At 70.7% G+C, this 26,550-nt stretch carries 28 protein-coding genes and 1 riboswitch; of the genes, 13 read left to right on the top strand and 15 right to left on the bottom strand.

Annotated features, from left to right (window positions below):
* Window positions 1–547 precede the first annotated feature (547 nt).
* Together ABFX50_RS24765 and ABFX50_RS24770 are read right to left on the bottom strand one after the other, a co-directional pair.
* Window positions 548–1,279 carry a hypothetical protein gene (locus ABFX50_RS24765; protein WP_346149721.1) on the bottom strand — a complete coding sequence of 244 codons (732 nt, stop codon included), beginning with the start codon at window positions 1,277–1,279 and terminating at the stop codon, window positions 548–550.
* Entirely contained in the window at window positions 1,266–1,850 is a 585-nt protein-coding gene (locus ABFX50_RS24770) for a SigE family RNA polymerase sigma factor (RefSeq protein ID WP_346149722.1), read from the bottom strand. The genes ABFX50_RS24765 and ABFX50_RS24770 overlap by 14 nt, the downstream gene beginning before the upstream one ends.
* Window positions 1,851–1,920: 70 nt before the next feature.
* Between ABFX50_RS24770 and ABFX50_RS24775 the strand changes: the two genes are divergently transcribed.
* Window positions 1,921–2,814, top strand: a complete 894-nt coding sequence (locus tag ABFX50_RS24775) for a hypothetical protein (RefSeq protein WP_346149723.1) — start codon at window positions 1,921–1,923, stop codon at window positions 2,812–2,814.
* Window positions 2,815–3,350: 536 nt separating this feature from the next.
* On the opposite strand, the gene ABFX50_RS24780 is transcribed toward ABFX50_RS24775, so the two are convergent.
* On the bottom strand, window positions 3,351–3,722 hold the full coding sequence (locus ABFX50_RS24780) for a nuclear transport factor 2 family protein (RefSeq protein WP_346149724.1): 372 nt from the start codon (window positions 3,720–3,722) through the stop codon (window positions 3,351–3,353).
* Window positions 3,719–3,862, bottom strand: a complete 144-nt coding sequence (locus ABFX50_RS24785; protein ID WP_346149725.1) for a hypothetical protein — start codon at window positions 3,860–3,862, stop codon at window positions 3,719–3,721. Before ABFX50_RS24785 ends, ABFX50_RS24780 begins: the two co-directional genes overlap by 4 nt.
* 51 nt (window positions 3,863–3,913) lie before the next feature.
* On the opposite strand from ABFX50_RS24785, the gene ABFX50_RS24790 reads away from it, so the two are divergent.
* Entirely contained in the window at window positions 3,914–4,915 is a 1,002-nt protein-coding gene (locus tag ABFX50_RS24790) for an RNA polymerase subunit sigma-70 (protein WP_346149726.1), read from the top strand.
* Here ABFX50_RS24790 and ABFX50_RS24795 read toward each other — a convergent pair.
* On the bottom strand, window positions 4,905–6,365 hold the full coding sequence (locus ABFX50_RS24795) for an MFS transporter (protein ID WP_346149727.1): 1,461 nt from the start codon (window positions 6,363–6,365) through the stop codon (window positions 4,905–4,907). The two genes, ABFX50_RS24790 and ABFX50_RS24795, sit on opposite strands and share 11 nt — an antisense overlap.
* A gap of 137 nt (window positions 6,366–6,502) precedes the next feature.
* Here ABFX50_RS24795 and ABFX50_RS24800 point away from each other — a divergent pair, with 137 nt between their 5' ends.
* Window positions 6,503–7,405, top strand: coding sequence for a LysR family transcriptional regulator (locus ABFX50_RS24800; RefSeq protein WP_346149728.1), 903 nt, complete (start codon window positions 6,503–6,505; stop codon window positions 7,403–7,405).
* Window positions 7,406–7,514: 109 nt separating this feature from the next.
* On the opposite strand, the gene ABFX50_RS24805 is transcribed toward ABFX50_RS24800, so the two are convergent.
* Window positions 7,515–8,168, bottom strand: coding sequence for a response regulator (locus ABFX50_RS24805; protein WP_346149729.1), 654 nt, complete (start codon window positions 8,166–8,168; stop codon window positions 7,515–7,517).
* Window positions 8,165–9,295, bottom strand: a complete 1,131-nt coding sequence (locus tag ABFX50_RS24810) for a sensor histidine kinase (RefSeq protein WP_346149730.1) — start codon at window positions 9,293–9,295, stop codon at window positions 8,165–8,167. Before ABFX50_RS24810 ends, ABFX50_RS24805 begins: the two co-directional genes overlap by 4 nt.
* A 520-nt stretch (window positions 9,296–9,815) precedes the next feature.
* On the opposite strand from ABFX50_RS24810, the gene ABFX50_RS24815 reads away from it, so the two are divergent.
* On the top strand, window positions 9,816–10,040 hold the full coding sequence (locus tag ABFX50_RS24815) for a hypothetical protein (RefSeq protein ID WP_346149731.1): 225 nt from the start codon (window positions 9,816–9,818) through the stop codon (window positions 10,038–10,040).
* A 12-nt stretch (window positions 10,041–10,052) separates the two neighbouring features.
* Here ABFX50_RS24815 and ABFX50_RS24820 read toward each other — a convergent pair whose 3' ends face one another.
* Window positions 10,053–10,664, bottom strand: coding sequence for a helix-turn-helix domain-containing protein (locus tag ABFX50_RS24820; RefSeq protein ID WP_346149732.1), 612 nt, complete (start codon window positions 10,662–10,664; stop codon window positions 10,053–10,055).
* 55 nt (window positions 10,665–10,719) lie between these two features.
* Here ABFX50_RS24820 and ABFX50_RS24825 point away from each other — a divergent pair, with 55 nt between their 5' ends.
* Entirely contained in the window at window positions 10,720–11,763 is a 1,044-nt protein-coding gene (locus ABFX50_RS24825; RefSeq protein WP_346149733.1) for an NAD(P)/FAD-dependent oxidoreductase, read from the top strand.
* A gap of 20 nt (window positions 11,764–11,783) precedes the next feature.
* Window positions 11,784–12,440 carry a class I SAM-dependent methyltransferase gene (locus ABFX50_RS24830; protein WP_346149734.1) on the top strand — a complete coding sequence of 219 codons (657 nt, stop codon included), beginning with the start codon at window positions 11,784–11,786 and terminating at the stop codon, window positions 12,438–12,440.
* A 27-nt stretch (window positions 12,441–12,467) separates the two neighbouring features.
* Here ABFX50_RS24830 and ABFX50_RS24835 read toward each other — a convergent pair whose 3' ends face one another.
* Window positions 12,468–12,863: a tautomerase family protein gene (locus tag ABFX50_RS24835; RefSeq protein ID WP_346149735.1), complete on the bottom strand. Its 396-nt coding sequence runs from the start codon at window positions 12,861–12,863 to the stop codon at window positions 12,468–12,470.
* A 67-nt stretch (window positions 12,864–12,930) separates the two neighbouring features.
* A complete protein-coding gene (locus ABFX50_RS24840) occupies window positions 12,931–13,506 on the bottom strand; it encodes a TetR/AcrR family transcriptional regulator (protein WP_346149736.1) in 576 nt (191 codons plus the stop codon).
* A gap of 114 nt (window positions 13,507–13,620) precedes the next feature.
* On the opposite strand from ABFX50_RS24840, the gene ABFX50_RS24845 reads away from it, so the two are divergent.
* Window positions 13,621–14,271 carry a TetR/AcrR family transcriptional regulator gene (locus ABFX50_RS24845; protein ID WP_346149737.1) on the top strand — a complete coding sequence of 217 codons (651 nt, stop codon included), beginning with the start codon at window positions 13,621–13,623 and terminating at the stop codon, window positions 14,269–14,271.
* A 111-nt stretch (window positions 14,272–14,382) separates the two neighbouring features.
* On the opposite strand, the gene ABFX50_RS24850 is transcribed toward ABFX50_RS24845, so the two are convergent.
* Window positions 14,383–15,609, bottom strand: a complete 1,227-nt coding sequence (locus ABFX50_RS24850) for an alpha/beta hydrolase family protein (RefSeq protein WP_346149846.1) — start codon at window positions 15,607–15,609, stop codon at window positions 14,383–14,385.
* 207 nt (window positions 15,610–15,816) lie between these two features.
* On the opposite strand from ABFX50_RS24850, the gene ccmA reads away from it, so the two are divergent.
* Entirely contained in the window at window positions 15,817–16,443 is a 627-nt protein-coding gene (ccmA, locus tag ABFX50_RS24855; RefSeq protein WP_346149738.1) for a heme ABC exporter ATP-binding protein CcmA, read from the top strand.
* The gene (locus ABFX50_RS24860; protein ID WP_346149739.1) at window positions 16,440–17,873 is read left to right on the top strand and encodes a DUF6297 family protein; all 1,434 of its coding nucleotides are present in this window, start codon (window positions 16,440–16,442) and stop codon (window positions 17,871–17,873) included. The genes ccmA and ABFX50_RS24860 overlap by 4 nt, the downstream gene beginning before the upstream one ends.
* A 37-nt stretch (window positions 17,874–17,910) precedes the next feature.
* On the opposite strand, the gene ABFX50_RS24865 is transcribed toward ABFX50_RS24860, so the two are convergent.
* On the bottom strand, window positions 17,911–18,945 hold the full coding sequence (locus ABFX50_RS24865) for a saccharopine dehydrogenase family protein (RefSeq protein WP_346149740.1): 1,035 nt from the start codon (window positions 18,943–18,945) through the stop codon (window positions 17,911–17,913).
* 102 nt (window positions 18,946–19,047) lie between these two features.
* On the opposite strand from ABFX50_RS24865, the gene ABFX50_RS24870 reads away from it, so the two are divergent.
* Window positions 19,048–20,028, top strand: coding sequence for a helix-turn-helix domain-containing protein (locus ABFX50_RS24870; protein ID WP_346149741.1), 981 nt, complete (start codon window positions 19,048–19,050; stop codon window positions 20,026–20,028).
* A gap of 264 nt (window positions 20,029–20,292) precedes the next feature.
* Here the strand turns inward: ABFX50_RS24870 and ABFX50_RS24875 are convergent, their stop codons facing one another.
* Entirely contained in the window at window positions 20,293–21,159 is an 867-nt protein-coding gene (locus ABFX50_RS24875; protein ID WP_346149742.1) for a bifunctional 5,10-methylenetetrahydrofolate dehydrogenase/5,10-methenyltetrahydrofolate cyclohydrolase, read from the bottom strand.
* Window positions 21,160–21,173: 14 nt separating this feature from the next.
* Window positions 21,174–21,256: riboswitch (ZMP/ZTP riboswitch) on the bottom strand.
* A gap of 409 nt (window positions 21,257–21,665) precedes the next feature.
* Between ABFX50_RS24875 and ABFX50_RS24880 the strand changes: the two genes are divergently transcribed.
* Complete coding sequence (locus ABFX50_RS24880; protein WP_346149743.1) at window positions 21,666–22,262, top strand: hypothetical protein; 597 nt, start codon at window positions 21,666–21,668, stop codon at window positions 22,260–22,262.
* Between the two features lie 58 nt (window positions 22,263–22,320).
* On the opposite strand, the gene ABFX50_RS24885 is transcribed toward ABFX50_RS24880, so the two are convergent.
* Window positions 22,321–23,139 carry a DUF899 family protein gene (locus ABFX50_RS24885; RefSeq protein WP_346149744.1) on the bottom strand — a complete coding sequence of 273 codons (819 nt, stop codon included), beginning with the start codon at window positions 23,137–23,139 and terminating at the stop codon, window positions 22,321–22,323.
* Between the two features lie 202 nt (window positions 23,140–23,341).
* Here ABFX50_RS24885 and ABFX50_RS24890 point away from each other — a divergent pair, with 202 nt between their 5' ends.
* Window positions 23,342–23,848 (top strand): winged helix-turn-helix transcriptional regulator, encoded by a 507-nt coding sequence (locus ABFX50_RS24890; RefSeq protein WP_346149745.1) that lies wholly within the window; start codon window positions 23,342–23,344, stop codon window positions 23,846–23,848.
* 416 nt (window positions 23,849–24,264) lie between these two features.
* Here ABFX50_RS24890 and ABFX50_RS24895 read toward each other — a convergent pair whose 3' ends face one another.
* Window positions 24,265–25,158, bottom strand: coding sequence for a LysR family transcriptional regulator (locus tag ABFX50_RS24895; protein WP_346149746.1), 894 nt, complete (start codon window positions 25,156–25,158; stop codon window positions 24,265–24,267).
* Between the two features lie 118 nt (window positions 25,159–25,276).
* Here ABFX50_RS24895 and ABFX50_RS24900 point away from each other — a divergent pair, with 118 nt between their 5' ends.
* Window positions 25,277–26,425 carry an FAD-dependent monooxygenase gene (locus ABFX50_RS24900; protein ID WP_346149747.1) on the top strand — a complete coding sequence of 383 codons (1,149 nt, stop codon included), beginning with the start codon at window positions 25,277–25,279 and terminating at the stop codon, window positions 26,423–26,425.
* The last annotated feature ends 125 nt before the right edge of the window (window positions 26,426–26,550 follow it).

A 26,550-nucleotide genomic window follows, 5' to 3' on the forward strand; every position in this document is an offset into this window, starting at 1 on the left:
CCAGAACCGACGAGAGGCCCTGCTGCGCTGGCTGTCAGCAGCGCCCCTCGTCTCGCGTTGTGGGCGCACGGGAGCAGCCCCGACCTACCCGATGGTGGTCTGCGCCGAATGCGTAGAGAGGGCGCGGTACTCAACTGAACTTCCTCGGAGATGCCCGGTACGGCGCGGTCACCTCCCGCACCCTTTCCCGGCCTGAATCCTGATGCCGTACGGCGGGCCGGGCGCTCGCCGGGCAGCCGTGTGCGGCGCGCCCAGTGGTCAAGCCCCGCCTACGCAACGCGAGGATGTGGCCTTCGGGCACTGCTTCGGTCGGCTCAGCGGCATGCTGAAGAACGGGACAGCGACGAGCGGCATGTGGGTCCGGGGCACTTTCTGCTTCCGGAAGATCGACGGCAATTGGTTGGTCCGGCGTGCCGGCGGGGGCCGCGCGCACGATCAGGTTTCTGTGCCGCTCGATATTCCGAGCGGCACAGGAGTGACCGACCTTGAGCCCCTGACGAGTAGCAGAAGATCAGGACATGGGCAGCCCCGCGCCCGGCCGCCAGGATCAGACAGTGGAGGTGAGCCCCTCCGCGATCTTCTTCAGCTCGGCGGTGACGGCCTCGGGGCCGGAGAACTCCTTGGCGTAGGTGGGGCTGAACATGATCTCGGCCCACTGCTTCTCGCCCATTCTGAGGAAGAGCGTCGGGGTTCCCTTCATACCGTCCTCACCGACGTGCTGCACGACCAGGTAGCCGGTTCGATCGCCGATGGTCACCTCCTCGCCGTCGCCCTCGTCGCGGTACCCCTGGATCCGGTCGACGACCTCCTGGACGGCCGTCTCCTCGTACATGTAGATCTGGACGCAGTAGAAGCCGTCCTTGTCGCCCTTGTAGTCGTACGAGGTCGAGTACGTGTCGCCGTAGTCGACCGACCAGTGCGACCACCGCAGCCGTTCGGGCAGGTAACCCACCTTGACGTGCCCGAACTCCTTCCCGTCACCCAGGTCCCCGAGCTCCGGCGGGGCGGACGGCAGGGGCGGGATGTCGTCAATGGGGGGTGGCTCCGGCGCCACGGAGGCCGTGACCTGCGCCCCTGTCGTGGCCACCGAGCCGACGGTCAGGTACGCGACGGGCGCGGCGGCCACGAAGGCCACGGACGCGGCCACCGCGGCGGTCCAGGTCCTTCTCCTCTTGACCCGGGAGGAGCGCACCACCCGCTCCGCCAGGTCGGACGCGGCCTGCAGCCCCGCGGTCTCGTCCGCCATGAGCCTGCGGATCTCGTCCTCAAGCATGGGCATTCCTGATCACTCCTTCCACTGTTTCCCTGCCGAGCACCGAACGGAGCTTGGCCATGGCCTTCGACGCCTGGCTCTTGACCGTGCCGACCGCGCATCCGAGCACCTCGGCGGTCTGCGTCTCGCTGAGGTCCTCCCAGTACCGCAGGACGATCACCGCGCGCTGCCGGGGCGGCAGAGCACGCAGCGCCTCCATGAGCACATGCCGCAGGTCCGTGTCGGTCGCATGCGCCGACCTCTCCGGCGGGCTGTGCATCGGGATGATGCTGAGGATCGCCCGGCGGCGGGCGCGACTGATGGCAGCGTTGACGATGACGCGGCGCACGTAGGGCTCAAGGGTTTCGTGGTGGACCCGGTCCCAGTTCCGGTAGGTACGCTCCAGCGCCGTCTGCAGCACGTCCTCGGCCTCCGTCTGGTCGCCACAGGCGAGATAGGCGACCCGCAGCAGGCTGGTGGCACGTGCGGCCACGAAGGCGCTGAAGTCATGTTCCACGCCGCTCACGGCTGTCTGTCCGATTTCACGCCTCCTAATACGCCTCGGCCTTCGCCAGGGTTGCCCGCTCGCGAAGAACATTCCGCGGGCAACCGTTCGAGGGAACCCAGGCGTATAGACAGTCGTGACTTCGCATCCATGGAGGAAACATATGAAGTTCGCGACCGCACCGGCTCGGCAGATGATCGCTCTCGGAGTCAGCCTGGCGGTGGGTGCCACCGTCCTGGGCGCGCCGTCGGCCGCCGCAGCCGCTCCCCCTGAGGGCGCCTACTGGCATACCAGGACGCTGACGACGACCACCCATCCCTGGCAGTTCGGCACCAGCTCGGACCCCTACTCGCTGGTGCAGCAGGAGATCGTGGAAAGGTGGAGCGCGCCCGACGGCAGGTCGTGGTTCGGATACCGGGAGCTGGCGACGCAGCCGAAGAGCGCGGCGGACAAGAAGGCATGGCAGCGTGACGGCTCCCCTTCCACGTGGAGCGAGTCGATCGACGGCAAGACCGTGAAGTTGTCCACCCAGCCCGCCAAGGGCAGGGTGAACCCTGTGAAGCAGCAGAGCCCGAACTCGTTCGAGCTCGCGGGGCAGCGGTTGACCTACGACGAGGTCCAGCGACTGCCCGCCGACCCGAACCGCCTGAAGGACTGGCTCACCAAGGCGAGCCGGGTCCACCGGATTCCGGAGAACCTCATCGGCAGCTCGCTCACGACGATCCTGCCTCAGATCCTCCACGACCTTCCCGCTCCGAAGGAGGTCCGCGCCGCGGCCTACCAGGCGCTGCTGACGATGCCGGGCGTGCGCGCCGACGGCGACGCGAAGGACGGCCTGGGCAGGTCAGGCGCCGCCGTCCTGATCGACAGGACGAGCGAGAAGAGCACGAGTTCGTCCATGGTGAGACTGGTCGTCGACACCACCAAGATGGTGCTGCTGTCACAGAGCGGGACGGTCACGGTCAACGGCAAGGCGTTCGTGCCCAAGAGCTTCGACCACACGCTGATCGAGGCCGGCTGGACCAACACCCAGCCGGCCGTGCCGGCCCTGCCCTGACGGGCGGCCCCCAGGCGGCCGGGGCGACGGCGTGCTCCTGGAACGCGTCGAACCCGCCGCCGTGGCCTGAGCCTGGCCGGCCCCGGGGGCGCGCTGGCGCAGTCGCTGCCCGCCTCGGCGGTCAACGTGGGCATCGCGTTCGGCTCGGCCGCCGGTGGCGTGGCGATCGGCAGTTCCACCGCCTCCTCCGCGGTGGTCACCGGCCTGATCATCGCTGTGGTCGTCATACCGGTCGCCTGGGCCACGAGCTTCCTGAAGCCCCCGGCCATCCGGAGCGCGGCAGGACCGGCAGCCGCCGCTGGGAGTTCACCCCGGCCGACCTCGAGGACCTGACGGCCCGGATGGCCCGGATGGCCCGGATCGAGCGACACGAACAGAAGGAGCACCACTCCCGGCAGCGCCCCGGGCGCGACCACCAGCCTGCCGCACCGCCAACAGCCGGGTGAACCCCCGAAGGACTCACGGCCGGGCCCACTCAGGTACGGCGTGTGCCCGGCCAAGGGCGCTGCTCGGGAAGACGAAGGGCGATCGTGTGCTCAGCTCGCCGCTTGGGCCGCGGCCAGGAACGGTGCCCTGTCGAAGAGGAATCGGCTGTAGGTGATCTTTCCGTTCGTGACGGTGACGCACTCGGCGCCGGGCGCGCTCGGCACGGGGATGCTCTCGGTGTCGTACATGACGAGTGCCGTCTCCTCATCGCCGAAGGCCGCGATCATCTTCGTGCTGAGAAGAGTCTGCGCGAACGGCTCCAGGAAGGCGCGGTACGCCGCGGCGCCCTCGATGCGCCCGGCCGGGGCGTCGCAGACGATGTCGTCGGCGATGTAGGTCATCGCCTTCTCCAGGTCCTTGCTGGTCCACGCGTCGTGGTAGGCCAGCGCGGTGGTCAGGGCGGGGCTGGTGTGGTCGGTCATCGGGGTCCCTTTCTGCTCATCACGAAGTCGCGCGCCTCCTCGAGGAAGGCAACGCAGGTGTGTTCGTCGGTCGGGGTGAGGCGGACCCACTGCCGCGCGAGCATCCGTTCGAATGCCGTGTCGATTCCCGTGGTGTCCATGTAAGTTGAGACACCGCCGTCGCCATGAACGGAACGGGGAAGGGGCCGACAGTGACCGAGGCCACACTGGCGCGCGCCCGTGCCGGCGACGGCGAAGCGTTCCGTGAGCTCACCCAGCCCTACCGCGGCGAGCTGCACCTGCACTGCTACCGGATCCTGGGCTCGCTGACCGACGCCGACGACCTGCTGCAGGAGACCCTGCTGGCGGCCTGGCGCGGCCTGGACACCTTCGCAGGCCGGGCATCGCTACGGGCCTGGCTGTACCGCATCGCCACCAACCGATGCCTCAACGCCCTCCGCGACGGCCGTCGCCGCGTCCCGGCAGAGCCGGTCCCGCCCTTCGACCCTCCCGAACCCACGCGCCGCGGCGAAACGACCTGGCTCCAGCCCTACCCCGACGCGCTGCTGGAACAGATACCCGACGCCGATCCAGGGCCGGAGGTCCGTTACCACGGCAGGGAGGCGGTGGAACTGGCGTTCATCGCGGCACTGCAGCAACTGCCGCCACGCCAGACCGCGACGCTGGTGCTTCGCGACGTGCTCGGCTACTCCGCTGCCGAGGTCGCCGACATGCTGGCCACCACCGAGACCGCCGTCAAAGGCACCCTGCAGCGCGCCCGCGCCACACTCGACAAACGCCGCGGCGACGTGACCTTGGCTCGGCCCGGCTCCGCCGAGGAGCGCGACCTCACCAGGCGCTTCGCCGACGCGTTCACCGCCGACGACATCAACGGCATCGTCTCCCTGCTCACCGACGACGCGTGGCTCGCGATGCCGCCGGCGCCGCACGAGTACCACGGTCCGGACGCGATCGTGGCGTTCCTGCGCGCCAGTACGGCCTGGCGCCCCGGCCGCCCGTTCAGGCTCGTCGCCACCCGCGCCAACACCCAGGCCGCGTTCGGCTGGTACCTCCCCGACCGCTCCCGGCCGATCGCCCACCCGGCAGGGCTGATCGTGCTCACCCCTGGCCCGCACCAGATTCACGCCATCACCCAGTTCCTCGGCAACGACCTTCCGCTCCGGTTCGGACTGCCCGCCACGCTCACGTGGTAGCCCCGCCCTCAGGGGTCGTCGCACGAGAACGCAGCCGAAGCCCCAGGACCACGGCCAGGCCGAAGGTCACGAGCAGGGCCGCGACGAGGAAGGTCCAGTGGGTTCCTCGGGCCACCTCCGCCGACGCGGCCGTGGTCACATCGCTCGTGCCGGCGGCGAAGGCGAAGACCGCGCCCATGACCGATGCGCCGGTCATGAGCCCCAGGTTGCGGGAGAGGTTCAGCATGCCCGACACCAGGCCACGCCGGGTCGGGGAGACGTCCTTCATGACCGCCGTGTTGTTGGCCGCCTGGAACAACGCATAGCCGGCAGTGACGGCGACCAGCGGCAGGACGTAGCCGATGACACCGGCCGCCGTGGGCGTCAGGGCAAGCACCACGGTGCCGCCGATGATCCCGCACAGCCCGACGACCACCATCGTCTCTGCTCCGAAACGATCGGTGGCGCGGCCTGCAGGGACGCCGGTGAGAGCGGACACCGCAGGGCCTGCCGACATCGCCAGGCCGACGAAGGCCGGGTCGAAGCCGAGTGCCAGGGCCAGGTGGAAGGGCCCCACGACGAGAGTGGCCATCATGACGGCCGATACCAGGGCGCTCGTCGTCAGACCACCGGCCAGGACGGGGTCGCGGAACATCGACAGGGTGAGCAGCGGGGATGAGACCCGGCTCTCGGTGATGACGAACAGGGCCAGGCCCGCCCCCGAGGCGACGAGCAGCCCGATCGTGAGCAGGCCGAACGCGTTCCCTTCGATCGTCATGGCCAGCGCGTAGGCGCCCAAGGTGATCGCCAGCAACACCGTACCCACGGTGTCGAACCGCCGCCGTGCGGAGCCGGCCGCCGGCGCCGAGCCGGGCAGCACCCGGAAGGTGAGCGCGAGCGCGAGAAGGCCGAGCGGCACGCCGACGAGGAAGATCGCACGCCAGCCGAAGACCGCGATCAGGACCCCGCCGAGGGAGGGCCCCAGCGCGGTGCCGACCGCCGACATCGTCCCGAGCAGCCCCATGACGCTGCCGGTGCGGTCCTTGGGTACCGTCTCGCCGACGAAGGCCATGGTCAGCGCCATCATGCACGCGGCACCGGCTCCCTGGAGCGCCCTGGCGGCGACCAGGAGGGGAAGGTTCGGGGCCAGAGCGCACAGCAGCGTGGCGAGGGTGAACACGGCGATGCCGGTCAGGAGAAGGCGACGTCGACCGGCGAGGTCGCCGAGTCGGCCCACTCCGACGATCAGTGTCGTGATGGCCAGAAGGTAGGCGATCACCACCCACTGGACCTCGTTGAACGCGGCGTCGAAGGCCACCGCCATGCTCGGCAGGCCGACGTTGGCGATGCTGGTGGCAAGCGAGGGCAGCAGCATGGACAGCGACAGCGCGGTGAGAACCCAGGCCGGTGATGGACGGCGCGCGGGCGATGTCTGCCGAGGCTCGATGCCGGGAGGGGTCGCTGATCTCACAATGATGGCCTCTTCCTGGAGTCGAGGGGGGGTCGCAACGAACGTAGGCCCCGCTTCGACCTGGCGGAAGACGCAATGATGGAAACTCAAATGTGCATGGAACGCCATGTCAGGCCGAGGTGTGAGGAGGTGTGCGCATGGCAAGGCCCGACCTGAACCTGCTGGTGACGCTGCACGTACTGCTCGAGGAGGGCAGCGTGACCAGGGCGGGAGAACGGCTGGCGCTCAGTCCGTCCGCGATGAGTCGCGCGCTCGCGCGGTTGCGGCGAGCCACGGGTGACCCGCTGCTGGTGCGGGCCGGCCGAGGGCTGGTGCCCACACCCCGCGCCCTGGAACTGCGCGAGCGTGTGCGCGGCCTGGTCCAGGAGGCCGAGGCGGTGTTGCGACCGGCGGAGAAACTGGACCTGGCGACGCTGGAGAGGACGTTCGCGTTGCGCACCAGCGACGGATTCGTGGAGAGGTTCGGACCCGCGCTGGTGGCCAGGGTCGGCAGAGAGGCCCCTGGCGCACGCCTGCGGTTCCTGCAGAAGACCAGGAAGGACGCTGGCCCCCTGCGAGACGGCGGTGTCGACCTGGAGACGGGCGTCGTCGAGCACGCGCCGGCTCCGGACGTGCTGAGCACGCCCCTGTTCACCGACCGGTTCGTCGGGGTGGTGCGAAGCGAGCACCCCCTGAGCACCGGGAAGGTCACGACGGCCCGGTACACCTCCTCGCGCCACGTGCACGTCTCGCGGCGCGGTCTGACCGAGGGGCTGGTGGACGAGGCTCTTCGCCCGGCGGGCGGCGGGCGGGAGATCGTGACGGTGGTGGACGGCTTCAGCGCCGCGTTGGCGCTGGCGAAGGCCTCGGACCTGGTCGCCACGGTTCCGGAGCGTCACACCGAGAACCTGCGCCAGGGGATGTGCACCTTCGAGCTGCCCTTCCGCGCCCCGGAGGTGACGGTGTCCCTGCTGTGGCACGTCCGGCTCGACGCGGATCCGGCTCACCGGTGGCTGCGCGACTGCGTGCTCGACGTGTGCCGCTTCGACGGGCAGGCTTGATGATCCGGTTGCGGTGCTCCTCCCCCGCAGCCAGCGACCGGGCACCTGACTGCTGTTCGGCGGTATGTGGCTGATCTCGTCATCCTTCGCCCGGCGGGCATCCGGGCTTCTACGCCCCAGGCTCGATCAATGCCGCCTCGTACGCGACGATCACGGCCTGTGCCCGGTCCCTGACGCCGATCTTGGAGAACAGGTTCGTCACGTGGTTCTTGACGGTCGAGGGGGAGACGGACAGGGCGGCGGCGATCTCCGGGTTCGAGCGGCCTCGGGCGATCAGCACGAGGATCTCCCGCTCCCTGTCGGTCAGCCCGGACAGCTCGGCGGGCAGCGCCTTCGGACGCGAGGCGCGGACGAACGTGCCGATGAGCCTGGTCAGCAGGCGCGGCGCGACGGCCGACTCGCCGCGGTGCACCACGCGTACGCCCTCGATCAGCTCCTCGGGCGAGACGTCCTTGGGCAGGAAGCCGTCGGCGCCGGCCCTCAGCGCCGCGATCACGTTCTCGTCCAGGTCGAACGTGCTCAGCGCGAGTACCCGGACGCCCGGCAGCTGCGCGGTGATCAGCTCGGTGGCGCGCACGCCGTCCAGGCCGGGCATGTGCAGGTCCATGAGCACCACGTCGGGCCGGAGTCTCCCACTCAGCTCCACCGCCTCCGCGCCGTCGGCGGCCTCGCCGACCACGCTCAGGTCGGGCTGGGCGTCCAGCATCAGCGTGAAGCCCTTGCGCACCAGCTCGTGGTCGTCGGCGAGCAGAACTCTGATCATGGTCTCTCCAGGGGGATGCGGGCGTGCACCCGGAAGCCGCCTTCCGGACGCCGGCCCGTGGACAGCCGGCCGCCGCACAACGCCACCCGCTCGGCCATGCCGACGAGCCCGAACCCCGGCGCGCCGACCTCCTTCGGCAGGCCGTCGTCGAGCACCTCGACCTCCACCGCGGCCGGCTCGTACGCCAGCCGCACGCTGGTCCTGGCGCTCACGGCGTGCTTGCGGGTGTTGGTCAGCGCCTCCTGCACGATGCGGTAGACCGCGTGGTCCACGGCGGAGGGCAGCTCGACGGGCTCGCCGGTCACCGTCAGGCTGGGGGGCAGTCCCGACGAGCCGGCCTCCTTGATCAGTACGGGAAGCCGCTCCGCGCCCACTCCCGTCGCGGCGTCCGGCCCTTCGTTGCCGTCGACCCTGAGCACGTCGAGCAGGCGGCGCATCTCCGACATCGCCTGGCGGGCCGTCTGCTCGGCGCTCTCCAGAGCGTTCTTGGTGACATCCTGCCCCGGTGGGAGCGTGGCCCGCGCGCCGCCGACCAGGGCGTTGATCACGGTGATGTGGTGAGCGACCACGTCGTGCAGTTCCCTGGCGATGCGTCTCCGCTCGGCGCGTACGGCGGCGTCGGCGGCCTCCTGCCTGCCGCGCTCGTCGAGCTCGGTCCTGAGCCTGACGAGCTGGCCGATGCCCACGGGCACGAGGACGGCGAACAGGGACCCCAACCAGCTGCCCGTACCGGCGAGGAACACCTCCGTGTCGACCGCGTAGACGACGAAGACCGCCGCCGAGGTGATCAGGGTCGGATGGCCGGTCGTGTAGCGGCCCAGGCTGTAGCAGGCGATGAGCGAGGGCAGGCTGGTGAAGAACACCGACTGCGTCATGATGCCCACGACGTCCAGCGCGGCCACCAGCCCGACGGTCAGGATCGGGCGGCCACGCCTCATGAGCAGGCACAGTGAGCCCGCCACGTGAAACCCGGCGCTCAGCGTCGCCCATGTCTCGCCCCGGGCGGCGATCATGGAGATCGCGCCCAGGAGCACCGGGGCGAGGAGCACGATCACCAGCGTCGTGTCGAAGACCCGGGGGCGTCTGAGGAAACGCACGATCGTCATGAAGGTTCGTGCCACGCGCACGCTCAAACCCTAAGTCACGCTGCTTCGCCGTGGACCCGGGCCACAGGGCGAAGCAGCACACGAAGGGTTCGGCTCATCGCCGCCATCGAACGGTTCTCGCTCGGCCAGCCTCCAGGGCCCCCACCGTTTCTCGTGAGGGATGCGGCCGTCGCGGCGCGCGCTCGCGCACCCATGCGGGTGGGTGCGCCGGGCAGCAGGGCCGCGCCCCACGTGAGTGTCAGTGCGTTGACGATCATGCCTTCAGCGTGGCCCGTCGCGCCGCCGGTTCACTCGGCCCTGCGGAGGATTCCGTTCTGGGACCCTGCTCCCAGAAGGGCGACATCCATGGTGTTTCGGCGGGTCCTCCGGCAAGGCGGGTGGTGGACTCAGGCCGGGGCCGCGCTCCTGCAGTGCCGCGCCCGCCTGCGGAGGCGGCGCCCCGGCGAGCACCGCCTCACCCGCCCCGCCCAACCGCGCTCGGCCGCACGTTTGGCATAACGTCCGGCTGCTGCCGCACGACGAAGGAGACGCGTCCATCCGCGTGGACGGGGTGGGGTCGGGGCTTCTCGCCGCGGCCATGTTCGGCCTGCTCTTCGGGCTGGTCGAGGGGCCGGTGGCCAGCTGGGGACCCCGAGTGTTCGGGATTCGCGGCCTGCCCACCCTCGAACCCCTCCGGGGTCACCTGGCCGACGCTGAACTCGCGGCGCGGGTGTGGACCGCCAGCGCCGGCCTGACCGGCCTCGATCCGAGCTGGAACCTCGGGTGACTGGCGGTCCCCTCACGGCTCCTCGGGCCGTCCGGGCGGGTTCCTTGGTTTGGGACGGGCGCGCAGGTGCGCGCGTTCGCCCTGCCTGCCGAACAGGCTGAGGAACTCGACCGGCTCGGCACCCGCCACGCCGAACCAGTGCGGCACGCGGGTGTCGAACTCGGCCGCTTCGCCGGGTGAGAGCACCAGATCCTGTTCACCGAGGACGAGCCGCAGCCGTCCATTGAGGACATAGAGCCACTCGTAGCCCTCGTGGGTCTGCGGATCGGGTTCCTTCCGGGGGTCGCCGGCCGAGATCACGAGCTTGTACGCCTGGATGCCGCCAGCTCGGCGGGTCAGGGGCACCATGGTCATGCCGTGGTGGGTGACAGGGCGCAGGTGGATACGCGGGTCTCCGGTGGGCGGGGCGTCGACGAGGTCGTCGAGCGTGACGCCGTGGGCCCTGGCCAGAGGGAGCAGTTGCTCGAGGGTCGGGCGGCGGGCCCCTGACTCCAGCCGGGACAGGGTGCTCACCGAGATGCCGGTGGCCGCCGACAGGTCGGCCAGCGTGGTTTCGCGCTGCCGGCGCAGCACGCGCAGCCGGGGCCCTACCGCGTCGAGCGCTTGGTGGAGGTCGCTGTCCATGAAAGCAGTTTGCCAGATCGGCAACAAGGTTTGCACATATGCCTGGTGTGCTCGCATGGTTGTCGTGGAGGTGGTCATGGTGACCGATCAGCTGAAGGACGGCTACGACGTGGTGGTGTTCGGCGGTGGCGCCGCCGGGTTGAGCGGGGCGCTGATGCTGGCCCGGGCACGGCGGGCGGTGGCGGTGATCGACGCGGGCGCGCCGCGCAACGCCCCTGCCGAAGGCGTGCACGGGCTGCTGGCCCTCGACGGGACCCCGCCCGCCGAGCTGCTGGAGCGCGGCCGGGCCGAGGTCCGCCGGTACGGCGGGCACGTGGTGTCAGGTGAGGTCGTCACGGCGGTCCGCGACACCGAGGGGTTCACCGTGACGCTGGCCGACGGCAGGTCCGTCCGGGCACGCCGGCTCCTGGTGACCACCGGGTTGGTCGACGAGCTGCCGGACGTGCGCGGCCTGCGGGATCGGTGGGGCCGTGACGTGGTGCATTGCCCGTACTGCCACGGCTGGGAGGTCCGCGACCAGGCCATCGGCGTGCTGGCCACCGGGCCGCTGTCGGTGCACCAGGCGTTGCTGTTCCGGCAGTGGAGCGCCGATGTCACCTTCTTCTCCCACACCATGCCGCCGCCGACCGGCGAGCAGGCGCGACAGCTGGCCGCCCGCGGCATCCGCGTGGTGGACGGCGAGGTCGCCTCCCTGGAGATCGCCGAGGACCGCCTCGTGGGCGTACGGCTGAGCGACGGCACGCTGGTCGGCCGCGAGACGGTGGCGGTCTCGCCGCGGATGACGGCGCGTGCCTGCTTCCTGGCGGCCCTCGGACTGCGGCCGGCCGAACACCCGTTAGGGGCCGGTGAGCACATCCCCTCCGACGCGGCCGGCCGTACCGAGGTGCCGGGGGTGTGGGTCGCGGGCAACGTCACCGACCTGGCGGCCCAGGTCGGGGCCTCGGCGGCGGCGGGGGCTGCCGCGGCGGCCCAGATCAACGCCGACCTGGTCGCGGAGGAGACCCGGCTGGCGGTCGCCTCCTATCTGGACCCGTTCTCGGCCGAGTCCGAGGCGCGTCTGTGTGAACTGGCGATGGGCGACCGTCGCCACGGCCTGTGAACAAGAGAAAGGGAACCACTGTGTCCGAAGAATTCGACAGGACGTACTGGGAAGAGCGCTACCACGGCCACGCCGCGGTCGGTGGCAGGCGGCCCAACCCGCAGCTCGTGGCGGAGGCCGGCGATCTGCCGCCCGGCACGGCACTGGACGCGGGCTGTGGCGAGGGAGCCGACGCCGTCTGGCTCGCCTCACGCGGCTGGCGGGTGACGGCGGTGGACATCGCCGCCACCGCGCTGGCCCGCGCGCGAGAGCACGCCGAAAGCCTCGGCGCCGACCTCGCGAGCCGGATCGACTGGGTTGAGGCCGACCTGACCAGCTGGACGCCCGCCGAGGAACGCTTCGACCTGGTCTCCACTCACTATGTGCACCTGGCGGCATCGCGCGAGGCGCTGTTCGGCCGCCTGGCCGCATCGGTCGCGCCGGGCGGCACGCTGCTCATCGTCGGCCACCACCCGTCCGATCCCCACACCACCCATTCGCACGGCCCCTCGCCCGCGGTGCACTTCACCGCCGAGGAGGTCGCCGCCGACCTCGACCCCGGCCTGTGGGACATCGCCGTCGCCGAGGCCAGGTCCCGATCGGCCACCGCCCCCGACGGTCACAAGATGACCATGCACGACGCCGTCGTTCGCGCCCGCAGGCGTCCATGGCCCACGGAGGTGACGCCCCTCCGTTGATCCGACGGACCTTCCCGGCAGGGTCCGTCAGTGGGGGGCCGCCTCCGCGTACTGTGCCACGCCGTCGCCGAACGACCAGTCGATCGGCTCGTTCTCGGTGATCGTGACGAGGACGTTGCGTGGCTCGGTGCCCGCGTACTCCTGGGCGAGCTCGGCGATCCTGCGGTAGAGCGTCTGCTTCTGCTCCGCGGTACGTCCCGAGCGCATGGTGATGGCGACGAACACGATGTCGTCGTCCCTGTCCATGGCGGGAAAGGTGCCGTAGCGGAGCACGCGCTGTGAGCCGTCGTGGCTGGTGAGCACCTGGAACAGGTCGTCCTGCGGGATGCCGACGGCCTCCACCAGCGCATCGTGTACGGCCCTGCCCACGGCCTCCAACCGCTTCTCGTCTGCACGAATCGCGTCAATACGGACAAATGGCATCGTGACGTCCTTTCAAGTGATTCGATCAGATGAACTGGTCGCTCTGGGTGGGTGATGCCGAAGTCGGTCAGGTAGCCGTGCTGCGGACATGTCCGGCGAGCAGGCCCAGCGCGCCGTCCACGGCCTGCGCGTACACCTCCGCGTCGCCGGCGGCCCTGGCCAGCACGTATCCACCTTGGAGCACCGCGACGAGCGCGGTCGCGGTGGCCGCGGGGTCGAGCGTGGCGTCGAGCTCGCCCTCGGCCACCGCTTCGGCGAGGACCCCTGCGAGCCGGGTTCGCAGCCAGGCGAACGTCTCCTCCACCGGACGGCGCAACGCGGGATCGGCCATCACGTCCCGGTCCTGGGTCAGGCGTCCGACCGGGCAGCCCCGGAGGGCGTCCCGCTCCCGGCGCAGGTAGGTGGTGACCCGCTGGACCGGAGTGCCTGGGCCGGAGAACTCCGCCTCCGCGCGATCCCGCAGCTCGTCGGCGCTGCGGGTGATCGCGGCCAGCGCCAGGTCGGGCTTGCCGCGGAAGTGGTGGTACATGCTGCCCTGACCCGCCCCGGACCGCTGCTGGATCGCCTTCGGCGAGGTGCCCACGTATCCGAACTCCCACAGGAGCTCCCGCGCGCTCTCGATCAGCCGTTCCCTCGTGTCCATGGTGCCAGCGTACATACTAGTAGGTACAGAAGCAACGACGTCCGGCGACCTCGCTCCCGCTCCCGCCAGAGGTGCCGCGTTGCAGTGTGGGGCCGGCCACTATAACCTACGTACATGCCTGTAGGTAAAGTTGAGATTCCCGAGGGTGGCCGGCAGAAGCAGGCGGATCGGCGCGCTCGGACCAGGAGCGCCCTGTTGGAGGCCGCGGCGCGGGGGCTGTCCACGTACGGGTACGCCAACCTGGTGCTGGAGCGGGTGGCCAGCGAGGCGGGATACACGCGTGGGGCGCTGTATCACCTGTTCGCCAACAAGGAGGAGTTGGCGCTGGCGGTGGTGCGCTGGGTCGAGGAGAGCTGGAACGCCGAGGTCGGCAGGCTCGCCGACGAGGAGGCCGACCCCGTCGAGGCGCTCCTGCTGATGGCGCGGGGTCACGCCGTCTACTGCCGCCGCGACGTCGCCGGGGTGCTGATGACGCTCCGGATGGAGTTCGCCGGACAGGATCATCCCGTCGGCCGGGCCATCGCGGAGATCGTCGACAGGGTGCTCGCCGTCTGCGCCGACCGGATCGCCGCAGGACGCGCCACCGGGGCGATCCCCCCGGGGCCGCCACCCCAGCAGACGGCCGACGCCTACCTCGGCGCCCTCGAGGGCGTCACGATCCCGCTTGCCGGCCACGCGCCCTACGACGTCGAACTCGCCGAGAGGGCGGTGCGCGGCGTTCTCGGCCTCCCGCCCGTTCCCACCGCCGTGGATAGCCCCGAATGAAGCTGCGCATCGCAGCCGCATCGCGTAGGGCGGAAGGCGGCCTGCGGGGAGGACCGGACCGAATTCTGGCCCCGGCCCCTACGCGCTGGGCGGCGCTACCCGGCGAGCGCGTCAGGCACAGGTCTTCTTCTGCGGGTCGCAGAACGTGATCTCGGGGTAGCTCGCCGAAGGCTTGGCCAGCAAGGACTGAGGCTTGTCGCGTAGGTGCTGGTCCATGAAGGCCGTGACGTACCTGCGGGTGATGTCCATGGCGCGGACGCCGGCGAGGTCGGCGCCGACCTCGACGCCGACCTGGTCAACCAGGACTCCCAGGTCGGTGAAGGACAGGTGCACGGCTCCTGTCATCAGCAGCCAGCGCTTCCAGCCGGTCAGCCCCGTCCAGACGCGCTCCCACGAGGCAGCGGTTTCGCCCTTGCCCGGCGTGTAGGTCGCGGGCTTGCCCAGAAGGAGGAACGGCCGGGACAGTCCCGATGCGGGGATCGTGCTTTCCACGGTTCCGTCCATATCGATGCCGGCCCGCAGCCGAGGGTCCTCCACCATGGCCGTGACGGTGCTCGCGCCGCCGGCCGACTGCCCGGCCATGCCGATCTTCGACGTATCGATCAGGCCGGCGCTCTTCCATTTCGGGTGCGCGCCGGTCAGTTGGTCGAGCACGAAGGACACGTCGGCGGCCCGGCTCTTCTCCAGCTTCACCCACCAGCCCTTCTCCTTGGAGATCTCGCACGTGACACAGGTGGTGACCCGTCCGTCGGGAAAGGACGTGGCGACGTTCTCGTAGGTGTGGTCGATGGCGGCCACCACATATCCCCGGCTTGCCAGTTCCTCGGCAAGGCCCGTGAGCATGCTGCGGGGCTTACTGTGCCCCGGGGAGAGCACCACGAGGGGCAGGCTGTGCCTGCGCCCGGCGGGACGGGCGTCGGTGAAGGCGTTGGTGCGCGTCTTGCTCAGCGTGTCGGCCGGGATGCTGGTGATCTCTCCGTCCTTCAGGAGCAGTTCAGACTCCTTCGCCGTCATGTACTGCGCCCGCTTACGGCCTGGCGACCTGGCCGGGTACCACAGCGAGACCATGAGTTCGCGGTACTTGACAGTGGGAACCCAGGGGTCGGGGCGCGAGGTGTCCTTCAGGTGTAGGGATGTGGTGCCGACCTGCTGGGAGCCGGTCGGTTTGGGCAGGTACGGCGTGGGCGCCTGGGACGCGGCGGCCGGCAGGGCCTGGAGGAGCGAGGCGGCCATGACGGTGACCAGTCCGGTGATGGTGGCCAGTCGGCCACGCCTCCAGGGTCTGCGCACCTCGCCGTGGCTGTCGTCCAGCGCGGCCCGGTTCGGGGGTTCGATCATGTGATCCACGCCGCTGACTATACACTGAGATTATATCCGCAGTGTGTAGCTTCCGATTGATGTCCGCCTGAGCTGATCCGCGTCTCCAGCACCCTGCCGCCTTGCTCCGGCGGCTACGTGGGTGGCGGGTCCGCGTTACCTGTCCAGGCGAGGCGGCTCGATCGCCTCGAGCCAGGGCATTCCTGCGGCCCGGCCTAGACTCCCCGCATGAAGACAGAGATCATCTCCGCCCGGGGTGTGCGGGTGGACCTGGGCGGGCGCCCCGTGCTGCGTGGGGTGGACCTCACCGCCGGACCAGGGCAGATCGTCGCGGTCGCCGGCGAGAACGGCGTCGGCAAGTCGACCCTGCTGCGCTGCCTGGCCGGGCTGCACAGCCCGGCCGCCGGCCACATCGAGGTGCTGGACGCGCCGCCGGCCGACACGGCGGGCTTCTGGCGCGAGGTGGCGCTGACCGGTGACGAACCGGCCTGGTATCCGGGGATGAGCGTGCGCGAACATCTGGAACTGGCGGTATCGGTGCACGGCGGCGGGCGCCTGAGCGTGGAAGAGGCGCTGACGGCCTTCGACCTGCAAGAGCGCGGCGAGCTGCACCCGCTTGCCCTGTCCACCGGGCAGCGGCAGCGGTTGTCACTGGCCATGGCACTGATCAGGCCCAGCCGGCTGCTGCTGCTGGACGAGCCGGAGCGTGGGCTGGACGCCGCCTTCCGCGCCCGGCTGGCGGGCGTGCTGCGCCGGTACGCCGCCGAAGGCGGCACCGTGATCATGGCCACCCATGACCACGAGCTCGCCGGCGAGTGTGGCGCACGCCTGGTCACCCTGGAGGCCGCCGCATGAAGGGCTGGCAGGAGCGGTACACGGCGCTGTTCGGCGCCGCGATGCTCATCGCGATCGTCAGCCAGCCGATCGCGTCCGCGCTGGGCTCGCTGGCCCGGCAGGCCGACCCCGCCCGCGCCGGCTCCGGGCTGGCGCTGGTGGCCGTGGCCTACGCGGCCTACCTGACGCTGGCACGGGCGGCCGGCCCGGTGGTGGTGTCAGCCGCCGACGCCTCCTGGCGGCTGCTGTCGCCGCTACCGCGACGTACCGTCCTCGGCAGAACGACGCCGGCGTTGCTGGCGATCTCGGTGTTGAGCGGGTTGGTCCTGGGCGTGGCGTTGATCTCGGCGCTCGGCGCACCCGACCACACCTCTCTACGCCTGACGGTTGCGCTGGTGCTCGGCGTCGGGGCCGGGCTGGGCGGCATGGCGCTGACCGTCCTGGGGCAGGCCTCCCCCGCCTGGGACGAATGGGTGCAGGCGCTGATCGCGTTCACCGTGGTGGCGGCCGTCCTGCTGGCCGTGCTCGGCGCCGGCCCCGGACGGCACCTGACCACGGTCCTGGCCGGAGCGCCGGTGGGCCTGGCCGTGGCCGCCGCCGGATGCGCGGCCGCGGTGGCCGCGTTCCTGGTACGGCAGGCCTGGATCGCGCTCGACCGCCTACCCGCCCGCGCGATCATCGACGCCTCCGGCAGGAGTGGCCAGGTCGCGCAGGCGACCGTGATGGTGGATCCCGGCGCGCTGACCTGGGCGGCGGAAGACAATCACTGGCGGGCCCGCACGCTGCGCTCACGACCGTGGCCCGTGCGCGGCGCATGGGCACTGGCCTGGCAAGAAGTCCGCCGCACCGCCCGCCGGCCGGTCCGGTTCGCGGTGCTGGTCAGCTCCTGCGCCCTGCCCGCCCTGGCCGTGACCGCCGGGCTGACCGGAGTGGCCACCGTCCTGGTGGTGGCCGGTGCGCTGGGCGCGGCCGCGTCGGTGACGGCCGGCGCACGGCGCGACAGCGACAATCCCGCGCTGTCACGGCTGCTGGCCGTGGGGCGTAGGGCCGCGACGAGCGCGCGCGCCCTGCCTCCCGCCCTGCTGGGAGCGGCCTGGCTGAGCGCCGCCCTGGCCGGGATGAGCGCCGCCGGCGCCCTGTCCGCCGGACCATGGTGGCTGCTCGGGCCCGCGTGCGCCCCCGCGCTGGCGGCGGCGGCGCTGCGCATGGCCGGTCGGCGGCCGGTCGACCACTCCCTGCCCATCATCGACACGCCCGGCGGCGCGATTCCCACCGGGCCCCTGCTGTGGGCGATGACCGGCGTGGACCTCGCCCTGCTCGGCTGCGCGCCCGCCCTCGTCGCCCTCGCCGTACAGCCGGCCGACCTGATCCCCTACCTGATGGCGCAGGCGCTGACAGGCCTGGGGGTGATCGGCGGATACACCTTCGCCGCCACCGGCCACAAGCGGTGACCGGACGCCAGAACTCCCAGGATCACCCGCCCAGCGGTTACTGACGCAGTTCGAACGACAGGTGCGCGGACAGCGCGCGGAGGAAGTCGGCCGCGTCGAAGATCTCTCCAGCGGAGGCGACCCCGGTCGTCCTGGTCTGACCGGTGAGGATGCGGCGGACCGCCTCCACCGCGAGCGGCGCGCTGATGGCGTAGATGTCCTGGCCGCTCGCCGTGGCGCGCCGTTCCACATCGCCGGAGCGCACGACGACATCGACGAGGAACGTCTGGTCGGAGCGTCCGCGCTCGTCGGCCGCCGTCGGCGCCGGCGTGTCCGGGGCCGACAGGTCCTCGACCGCCTCGACCGTCATGTACGAGCGCACCTCGGGGATCGCCAGGTGGCTGGGGATCGTGACGACGTCGGCCATGCTGAACTCCCCGAAGACGGGCCGGACGCCCACCGGCTCGGGAAACGTCCACTTCAGGGACGGCAGAGCGTCCTGGTGGTACTCCAGCTTCCCGTTGGTGAAGCGGACCCGCCGGCCGTCCCGCCGTTCCCTGGAGACCGTCCCCGCGTCGCGCGTCCCCGTGGTGGGGTGCCAGCTGCTCAGCGCGTACGCGACGTGCGCCTCGTCGGCGGCGGTCCAGTCGCCCATCGCGACGGTGGCCAGCAGGTCGCCGAGACCGCCGAAGAAGGCCATCGCGGGGACGATCACGACCCCGGCGGCGTGGGCGCGCTCGGCGAAGTGCGCGAACGTGTCGGCGTTGGCCTCGATCTCGGCCGCCACGTCCACGTACGGGATGCCGGCGCGCAGCGCCGCCTCGATCACCGGGGCGGCCGTCGCGGCGAAGGGCCCAGCGCTGTTGATCACAGCTGCCGTGCCGGCCAGCGCGCGGTCGAGCGACGCCGGATCGTCGACCGACGCGGGCCGGACCTCGAGCCCCGGAAAGGACGCCGCCAGCTCTTCCAGCTTCCCGGCGTCGCGGCCGGAGAGGACCGGGACGAACCCGCGATCCCGCAGCTCCGCCACCACGAAGCGGCCGGTGTGCCCATACGCGCCGAAGACCGCGACCGTCTGACCTGAACTCATCATTTCCCCATCGTGCTCAGTTGTTCCACTGCTGAGAGCAAAGCATGGCAGCAGCGGTCCTTACGCGCGAGTGTCTGGAACGCCATACGTCGTACAATTCCGGACATGAGGACTGTCGCGGTCGCCGTCACGGACGGGATGCTGCATTTCGAACTGTCGGTGGCCTACGAGGTGTTCGGCACCGCACCGGCCGATGTGGCCGGCCCCTGGTACCGCCTCATCGGCTGCGGGCCAGGCGTCGTACAGGCCGGGAGGTTCCGGCTGGAGCCCGACTACGGGCTCGACCGGCTGGCGAGCGCCGACATCGTGATCGTCCCCGCACGGGCCGACGTCGACGCGGAGCCGCCCGGCGACCTCATCGACGCGGTGCGGGCGGCCCACCAGGCGGGTGCGCGCGTGGCCTCCCTCTGCACGGGCGCGTTCGTGCTCGCCGCAGCCGGCCTGCTGGACGGGCGGCGCGCGACGACCCACTGGGCGCACACCGGGGTGCTGGCCACGCGCTATCCCCGGGTGGAGGTCGATCCTGACGTGCTCTACGTGGACAACGGCAGCGTGCTCACCTCGGCAGGCAAGGCCGCCGCCATGGACCTGTGCCTGCACCTCGTCCGCCTCGACCACGGTTCTGCGGTCGCGAACGCGATCGCTCGCCGGCTGGTCGTGCCGCCGCACCGGGCCGGCGGCCAGGCCCAGTTCGTCACCTCACCGGTGCCCGCGCAGGAGAACCACCCGCTCGCGGAGCTGTTCCCTTGGGCGATCGAACGGCTGGACCATCCGCTGACCGTGGAGGACCTGGCCCGCCAGGCCGCCATGAGCTCACGCAACCTGGGCCGCCATTTCAGGTCGGTGGCAGGCACCACCCCATTGCAATGGCTGCTGACCCAGCGGATCCGCCGCGCCCAGGAACTGCTGGAGACCACCGACGACAGTGTCGAGGCGATCGCGGCAGCCACCGGCATGGGCACAGGCACGACGCTGCGCCGGCACTTCAACCGCACGGTCGGCGTGCCGCCCGACACCTACCGCCGCACGTTCCGCACCTCGCACGCCGACGGCGGCGGACGGCAGGCCACCACGTCTCAGGCGTGAGCGACACTCGCCGGGCTCGCTCCTGCGCGTCTCCCCCGCGAAGCCGCCCGTCATGGCCCCCACTCGGGCTCTCGAGACAGACCGGGCAGGGGCGGCTCGTGGTCGGTCAGCGCCGCCACCTCGCCGGATCTCGATGCCCCTGGGCGTCCACGGATTGGTGGGGGTCCGTCATGCCGGCACCGGCCGCACCCACCCGGCCCTCCTACATCGGATTCTGAGACAGCCAGGAGAGCGGGGCGTGAGCCTGGGTCCGTAGGCCGCGGCTCAGGCGGCCGCCACCGCACGTTCCGCCGCCGTGATGGCGTTGCGGAACAGCATCGCGACCGTGGTGGGCCCCACGCCGCCCACACGCGGCGTGATCGCGCCCGCCACGCTCTCGACCGACTCGTCCACGTCCGGCAGCAGGCGGCGGCCTTCGTAGCGGACCCCGCCGCCGACCACGACCGCGCCCGGCTTGACGTGCTCGGGCTGGATGATGCCCGGCACGCCCGCCGCGGCGATGAGGATGTCGGCTCGCTGGGTGTAGCGGGCCCAGTCGGGCACACCGGTGTGGACCACGGTGACGGCGGCGTTGGCCGTCGGGCGCTTCTGGCTGAGCAGCACGGCCAGGGGCCGTCCGAGGGTGGCGCCGCGGCCGAGGATGACGACCTCGCGCCCGGACACCGGAATGTCGTAGTACGCGAGCAGGGCCTCGATGCCCGCCGGCGTGCACGGCAGCGGGCCCGGCATGCCGAGGGCCAGACGGCCCATGTTGAGCGGGTGCATCCCGTCGACGTCCTTGTCCGGGTCCATGGCCTGGAGCGCGGCGTCGTAGTCGAGGTGCCCCGGCACGGGGTACTGCACCAGCAGCCCATGCACCGCCGGGTCGTCGTTGTAGGCGGCGATGGCGGCGTGCAGGTCGGCCTGGGTGGCGTCGGCGGGCAGGTGCGTGTGCGGGGAGTCGAAGCCGAGCTCGGCGGCCTGACGCTGCTTGATGCGGATGTAACCGGCGCTGGCGTCGTCGTCGCCGACGAGGATGGTGGCCAGAGACGGGGTGACGCTCTTCTCTGTCAGTACGGCGGCGCGGGCGGCCACGTCGTTGAGTACGCTCTCGGCGACCGGACCGCCGGGCAGCAGGCGTGTGCTGGACATACGTCTCCTCGTGGAGTGGTCGCCCAGGCGGTCGGCTTCCACGACGAGCTCCCCGATGGTCGATTCCATCCTCTTGCCGCCAGTCGCGCTCCCTCTAGGATGCCCGGCATTCGAAGGTGCCGCGACCCCCACCTCCACGTGCGGAGCCGCCGCGCCCGGCCGCGTCAGGAGCGGGAATGCGGAGAGGACGGCAGCCCTGGCGGGGACGCGCCGGCGTCCAACAGCCGCCGGACCTCCCCTGTCGTCGCCGCCGACACGAGGTCGCCTTCCGTCATGATGCCCAGTCTGTACGGCAGCGCCTCCATGATCCATCAGTTTTCCGCCGACGACGAAGCCGGTGTGCGCAGTACCACGGCCGGTTGATGGCAGAGGCGCGCTACTGCGATCGGTGGAAGCGAAAAGTCGCATCAGCGGCTGACGACCGCGAAACGGCTGATGGCTACTTTCGTCGTGGGGCCGGCCGTCCGCTTGGTCGCCCTCCTCGACCAACGGAAAGGTATGCGCTCATGGTCAACCGGTTATGCCGCACCGCGGGCATCCTGGCACTCGTCCTGGCCACCACGCTCGGCGGGGGCGCCGCCGCCGACCCCGTCCCGCTGGATCCCGACAGCGCGATGACCATGGATCCCGTCACACCCGACCCCGAGACGACGGACTTCCTCGTGCCGGAGGAGACCCGGGTCGGCGTCCAGGCCGCCGCCGGACCCATCGGAGGCTCGTGCGGGCCCAACATCAACCCCTACCCGTACGTCCCCCGCGAATCGGACCGTTGGTACAGGGGCGGCGTGCAGGCGGGAGCCGGGGCCGCGCGGCTGTACACGAGCAAGAACCGCGTCTACTACAACCGCAACACCAAGCGCTACGAACGCATCTACTGGGTGTGGGGCAGCAATCTCAAGCCCGGCGACGTCGTGACACTCGACTGGTCGGACGACAACAGGAAGACCTGGCGCTACTGCCACCGCACGATCGCCTCCGGCAAGTCCAGCGTGACGACGCCCGCGATCAACAACTGGGGTTCCCGATGGTTCCGCACGTGCTTCAAGCTCAAGGTCTGGGGCTACTGGTCGTGCGACTACTACAAGACCTGGTACACCGACTGAGCCCGCAGGGCCTGGTTTCCTGCGCCCGGCGTTGAGGGGAACTCCTCCCCACCGACGATCAGGGCCCGGCCGTGAGGTCGTCGGAGCGGCCGGCCTCAAGGCGCGACCACTGGGCGATGGGGCGTCCGTTGATGCGTGTGACGTTGCCGGAGCCGGTCCCCCACGGTTGCGGCCAGCCGGGAGGCGAGTCCTCATGCGGCTCCTGGCGTCCGTACACGGTGAGGTCCATGAGCGCGTAGCTGTAGTCCATCACCTCTACGCCGCGGCGGGTCGTCCAGTAGGTTTCGAAGACGCGGTCGCCGTCGCGTACGTAGCACACGAGGTGCATCAGGCCGATGTGGCGTCCGACGAGGAGCGTGTCGAGGGAGTCCTGCGCCGAGTACCACGGCACGTCCCAGCCCATGAAGTCGCGGTAGCGGGCGCTTTCGTCGTAGGGCCCCTGGCAGAAGACCGCGTAGGTGATGTCGCGGGAATGAAGGTAGGAGAGCTCCGCGACCTGGGTGGCGCACCACGTACAGCCTTCGCACTGCTCGGCCGCTGGGTTCCCGGGGTACCACATGAAGTAGTAGGCGATGAGCTGCCTGCGCCCTTCGAACGCGTCGAGCAGGGTGGTCGGCCCGTTCGGCCCGATCAGCGCGATGCCCGCGTCCACCTCGACCATGGGCAGGCGACGCCGGGCCGCGGCGATCGCGTCACCTTCCCTGGTGTGCGCCTTCTCCCGAGCCCGCAGCCTGTCCAGCTCGGCCTGGAAGGTGGCCCGGTCGACGGCCGCGGGCAGGCCCGGTGCGTCGGTGGCGCCGACAGTGGCCGACGGCGGCGAGGCTGACCCCGCGCAGCAGCCGGAGGGCTCGCTGTGGTTCGTCGTGTCCTTCTCCATGGCTGTCTCCTCTCACCGTGGTCATGCCCGTTCTCCCGTCCGCCAAGGCGACAGCCTGGTTCTCGTGCTGTTCCTGCCTGGCCTGCCCCCTCAGTTGCTTCGCTGGCAAAACACAACCACTATCGTTTTGCAACCGCTTCCAGCCTAAGGAAAGCTGGTACAAGAACACAACCAGTTCGACAATGGAATCGGAGGTGGATCCATGCGGAGGGACGTCCGCTCGAGGTGTCCGGTCAACCTGTCGCTGGAGATCTTCGGCGACCGCTGGACGCTGCTCGTCCTGCGTGACGTGATCTTCGTCGGCGCCCGCCACTTCCGTGAGCTGCTCGCCGGCCCGGAGCGGATCTCCAGCAACATCCTCGCCGACCGGCTCGCCACGCTCGTCGAACACGGCCTGCTCACCAAGAGCGACGACCCCACCCACAAGCAGAAGAGCATCTACTCCCTGACCGAGCAGGCCATCCAGCTGGTCCCGGTCTTCGCCCAGCTCAGCGCATGGGGAATCGAACATCTTGGGGTGGCCGACGAGTTCGCCGCCCGCGCGCGGGTGCTCGTCAGCGGTGGACCCCCACTATGGGAGGCGTACATGGACGAGCTACGCGAGGTCCACCTCGGATCACAGGCGCGGCGCCGGCCACCGCCGGAAGGACCCACCGTACGCGCCCGCATGGACTCCGCGTACGCCGCGGCGCTCGAAGAATCCGCCTGATCGCGCGCGCCCCGGTACCTTGCGGCAGGCTCTTCCTGCACCAGGAGATGGACGGCGCCGGAGGGCGTCAGGCGGGTTCCGCCGTGCGGGCCAGCCACGCCGCGACACCGAGCAGCGCCGCCGTCGCAACGGTGACCGCCGTCAGGCCGGCCAGGCCGGTGAACCACGGCGGTTATCACGTACATGCTGCGTCATTTGCGGGAGTGCGCTCGGCTACCGTGATCGGTATGGGGCTCTCCTCAGCCGCCCGACTGGGGTTTGCTGTCCGTGGCGGCTGACCCTGCTCGAGAGGACTGCGTGCAGGGGAAGAGACTCGGCCAGTTGCTGCCGCGAGCCCGTACGTCCGTGGCTACCTCTTGCACCGGCCGACCGTCGGTGTCGACGCGCAGATCACCTGCCGCGGTGTTGCTCGGCGATCAGCTCTCCGGAGCAAGAGGGCCCAGATCACGGACCACCTCGGCCAGGGCCCGGATGGGCTCGTTCTCCGACTCGCTGCGCCATACCAGCGCGTACGGCAACGGTCCCATGCCGGTGACCGGCAGGTAGGTGATGTCCGGCCGTACCCAGTAGCGGGTCATGTGGGAGGGGAAGAGCACGACGATCTCGGCCATGCCGGCGAGAGTGATGGCCTCTTCGGTGTTCTGCACCACAGGGCCACGCTCGATCGTGCGGCCGCGGCGGGTCTCGCGCGGAACGTAGGCGTCGTACCAGTAGTCGGGCGGGGTGTCGGAGTGCGGGCGCTGGAAGTCGGCGGCCATCTCCAGGGAGACCGACGTGCGGTGGGTGAGCTCGTGGCCGGTGGAGACGGCCAGCACCCGGGGTTCGGCGAGCAGGACCGGTCCCACGGTGAGGTCGGGCTCGTCGATGGGCAGCCAGGCGATCAGGACGTCGATGTCGCCGCGGCGCAGCGTGGTGAAAGCGTCACTGAACTGGGTGCTTCGGATGCGCAGCTTCCACTGTGGGTGCCGGAGGCGGAAGATGTCCCAGTAGGCGCGCAGGTCGTAGGCGTTGGCGGGCAGCATGCCGACACGCAGGATGCCGGTGATGCCCTGGCCGGCGAGCTGGGCGCGCTCCACGCTCTGCTTCAGCCCGGCGTAGAGAGGCCGCAGGTCGTCGCGGAGCTGCTGCCCGACCGGCGTCAGCCGTACCGTGCGGCTGTTGCGCTCGAACAGCGGCGCGCCGATCTGCCGCTCCTGCTTCTGGATCGCCTGGGTGACGCGGGCGGGCGACAGGCACAGCCGGGCAGCGGTGCGGCCGAAGTGCAGCTCCTCGGTCAGGGTCAGGAAGATCTCGATGTCGCGCAGTTCCACGCCTGACCTGCTCCGTTCACTCCTGCTGAAGGTGATCTTTCAGGATTCGTCGTTGTTCCGGGGGTTACCGTACTTGATCCTCGAATCGCACGAGTCGTTCGTTCGATGGAGCATGGTGATGGACGTCCTCATTTCCGGCGCCGGCGTCGCCGGGACCGCTCTGGCGTACTGGCTGCGCCACCACGGTTTCACCCCCACCGTGGTCGAGCGGGCCCCGCGGGTGCGTGCGGGCGCGGGCGTGGTGGGCTTGCGCGGCGAGGCTCTGGACGTGCTGGACCGCATGGCCCTGCTGGAGCGGGTCGAAGCGCTGAACCCGCTCATGGGCGGGGCGGCGAGGGCGGACGGTGGCGGCGACCTGCCCGCGGTGGCCTTCGCGGGCGACCTGCAGATCCTCAGAGGTGAGCTGATCGGCCTGCTGTACGAGGCCACCCGCCAGGAGGTGGAGTACGTCCTCGGCGACTCGATCGCCACTGTGGAGCAGGACGCCGACGGCGTGCGGGTCACCTTCGAACGTGGCCGGCCGCGCCGCTTCGACTTGGTGGCCGGCGCCGACGGGCTGCACTCGGGCACCCGCTCGCTGGTCTTCGGGCCGCGCGAGTGGTTCGTACGGCATCTGGGCATCTACACGGCGACCTTCAGCCTGCCCTGCCACCTCGGCCTGCCCGGCTCCGTCCTGCTCCCCAGCATGCCGGGCAAGGCGGCCGAGATACTCAGCATCCGCAACAACGCCGAGGCGCATGCGGCGCTGCACTTCACCTCCGGACCGCTGGCCTACGACCGTGACGACGTCGCGCAGCACAAGCGCATCGTGGCCGGGCAGTTCGCCGGCGAAGGCGGGCCCATCCCGCGCCTGCTGGAGGAGATGAGCAGGGCGGAGAACTTCTTCTTCGACGCCAACGCCCAGGTGGAGATGTACCGCTGGTCCTCGGGCCGGGTGGTGCTGCTCGGGGACGCCGGCTACTGCGCGGCGCCGACCTCCGGCCTGGGCTCCTCCCAGGCGCTGATCGGCGCCTACGTCCTGGCCGGCGAGCTGGCCGTCGCCGACGGCGAGCACACGGCGGCGTTCGCCGCCTACGAGCGGGAGATGCGCGGCTTCGTCGCCGAGCATCAGCAGATGGGACGCGAAGGGGCCGACCGGTTCTTCATGGGCATGCCCATCCAGGAGGCGCCGGAGATGATCGCCGCCGGCACACGGGAGGCGCCCCGGACGCACCTCGTCAGGCTGAAGGACTACGCGCCCAGCTTCGCCGCACGGTGGCCGCCGTGACCGATGGCAACCATGAAGGCTCAGCCCCCACCGGCGTGCACGCGCTCACCCACGGCGTGGACAACCTTCACGCTCACCGTCGGCCAGACGCTGCCGTGTCAGCGGCGGCGTCAGGACGGCAACGG

Source organism: Nonomuraea recticatena (assembly GCF_039533245.1).
Lineage (GTDB): Bacteria > Actinomycetota > Actinomycetes > Streptosporangiales > Streptosporangiaceae > Nonomuraea > Nonomuraea roseola.

Excerpts from the sequence above, each read along its gene's own strand:
- ABFX50_RS24885 (WP_346149744.1), bottom strand. The coding sequence starts at position 23,139 with ATGGAGAAGGACACGACGAACCACAGCGAGCCCTCCGGCTGCTGCGCG.
- ABFX50_RS24900 (WP_346149747.1), top strand. The coding sequence starts at position 25,277 with ATGGACGTCCTCATTTCCGGCGCCGGCGTCGCCGGGACCGCTCTGGCG.
- ABFX50_RS24875 (WP_346149742.1), bottom strand. The coding sequence starts at position 21,159 with ATGTCCAGCACACGCCTGCTGCCCGGCGGTCCGGTCGCCGAGAGCGTA.
- ABFX50_RS24825 (WP_346149733.1), top strand. The coding sequence starts at position 10,720 with ATGGTTGTCGTGGAGGTGGTCATGGTGACCGATCAGCTGAAGGACGGC.
- ABFX50_RS24890 (WP_346149745.1), top strand. The coding sequence starts at position 23,342 with ATGCGGAGGGACGTCCGCTCGAGGTGTCCGGTCAACCTGTCGCTGGAG.
- ABFX50_RS24865 (WP_346149740.1), bottom strand. The coding sequence starts at position 18,945 with ATGATGAGTTCAGGTCAGACGGTCGCGGTCTTCGGCGCGTATGGGCAC.
- ABFX50_RS24835 (WP_346149735.1), bottom strand. The coding sequence starts at position 12,863 with ATGCCATTTGTCCGTATTGACGCGATTCGTGCAGACGAGAAGCGGTTG.
- ABFX50_RS24845 (WP_346149737.1), top strand. The coding sequence starts at position 13,621 with ATGCCTGTAGGTAAAGTTGAGATTCCCGAGGGTGGCCGGCAGAAGCAG.
- ABFX50_RS24880 (WP_346149743.1), top strand. The coding sequence starts at position 21,666 with ATGGTCAACCGGTTATGCCGCACCGCGGGCATCCTGGCACTCGTCCTG.
- ABFX50_RS24775 (WP_346149723.1), top strand. The coding sequence starts at position 1,921 with ATGAAGTTCGCGACCGCACCGGCTCGGCAGATGATCGCTCTCGGAGTC.
- ABFX50_RS24860 (WP_346149739.1), top strand. The coding sequence starts at position 16,440 with ATGAAGGGCTGGCAGGAGCGGTACACGGCGCTGTTCGGCGCCGCGATG.
- ABFX50_RS24800 (WP_346149728.1), top strand. The coding sequence starts at position 6,503 with ATGGCAAGGCCCGACCTGAACCTGCTGGTGACGCTGCACGTACTGCTC.
- ABFX50_RS24870 (WP_346149741.1), top strand. The coding sequence starts at position 19,048 with ATGAGGACTGTCGCGGTCGCCGTCACGGACGGGATGCTGCATTTCGAA.
- ABFX50_RS24805 (WP_346149729.1), bottom strand. The coding sequence starts at position 8,168 with ATGATCAGAGTTCTGCTCGCCGACGACCACGAGCTGGTGCGCAAGGGC.
- ccmA (WP_346149738.1), top strand. The coding sequence starts at position 15,817 with ATGAAGACAGAGATCATCTCCGCCCGGGGTGTGCGGGTGGACCTGGGC.
- ABFX50_RS24820 (WP_346149732.1), bottom strand. The coding sequence starts at position 10,664 with ATGGACAGCGACCTCCACCAAGCGCTCGACGCGGTAGGGCCCCGGCTG.
- ABFX50_RS24785 (WP_346149725.1), bottom strand. The coding sequence starts at position 3,862 with ATGGACACCACGGGAATCGACACGGCATTCGAACGGATGCTCGCGCGG.
- ABFX50_RS24850 (WP_346149846.1), bottom strand. The coding sequence starts at position 15,609 with ATGATCGAACCCCCGAACCGGGCCGCGCTGGACGACAGCCACGGCGAG.
- ABFX50_RS24780 (WP_346149724.1), bottom strand. The coding sequence starts at position 3,722 with ATGACCGACCACACCAGCCCCGCCCTGACCACCGCGCTGGCCTACCAC.
- ABFX50_RS24770 (WP_346149722.1), bottom strand. The coding sequence starts at position 1,850 with ATGTTCTTCGCGAGCGGGCAACCCTGGCGAAGGCCGAGGCGTATTAGG.
- ABFX50_RS24765 (WP_346149721.1), bottom strand. The coding sequence starts at position 1,279 with ATGCCCATGCTTGAGGACGAGATCCGCAGGCTCATGGCGGACGAGACC.
- ABFX50_RS24840 (WP_346149736.1), bottom strand. The coding sequence starts at position 13,506 with ATGGACACGAGGGAACGGCTGATCGAGAGCGCGCGGGAGCTCCTGTGG.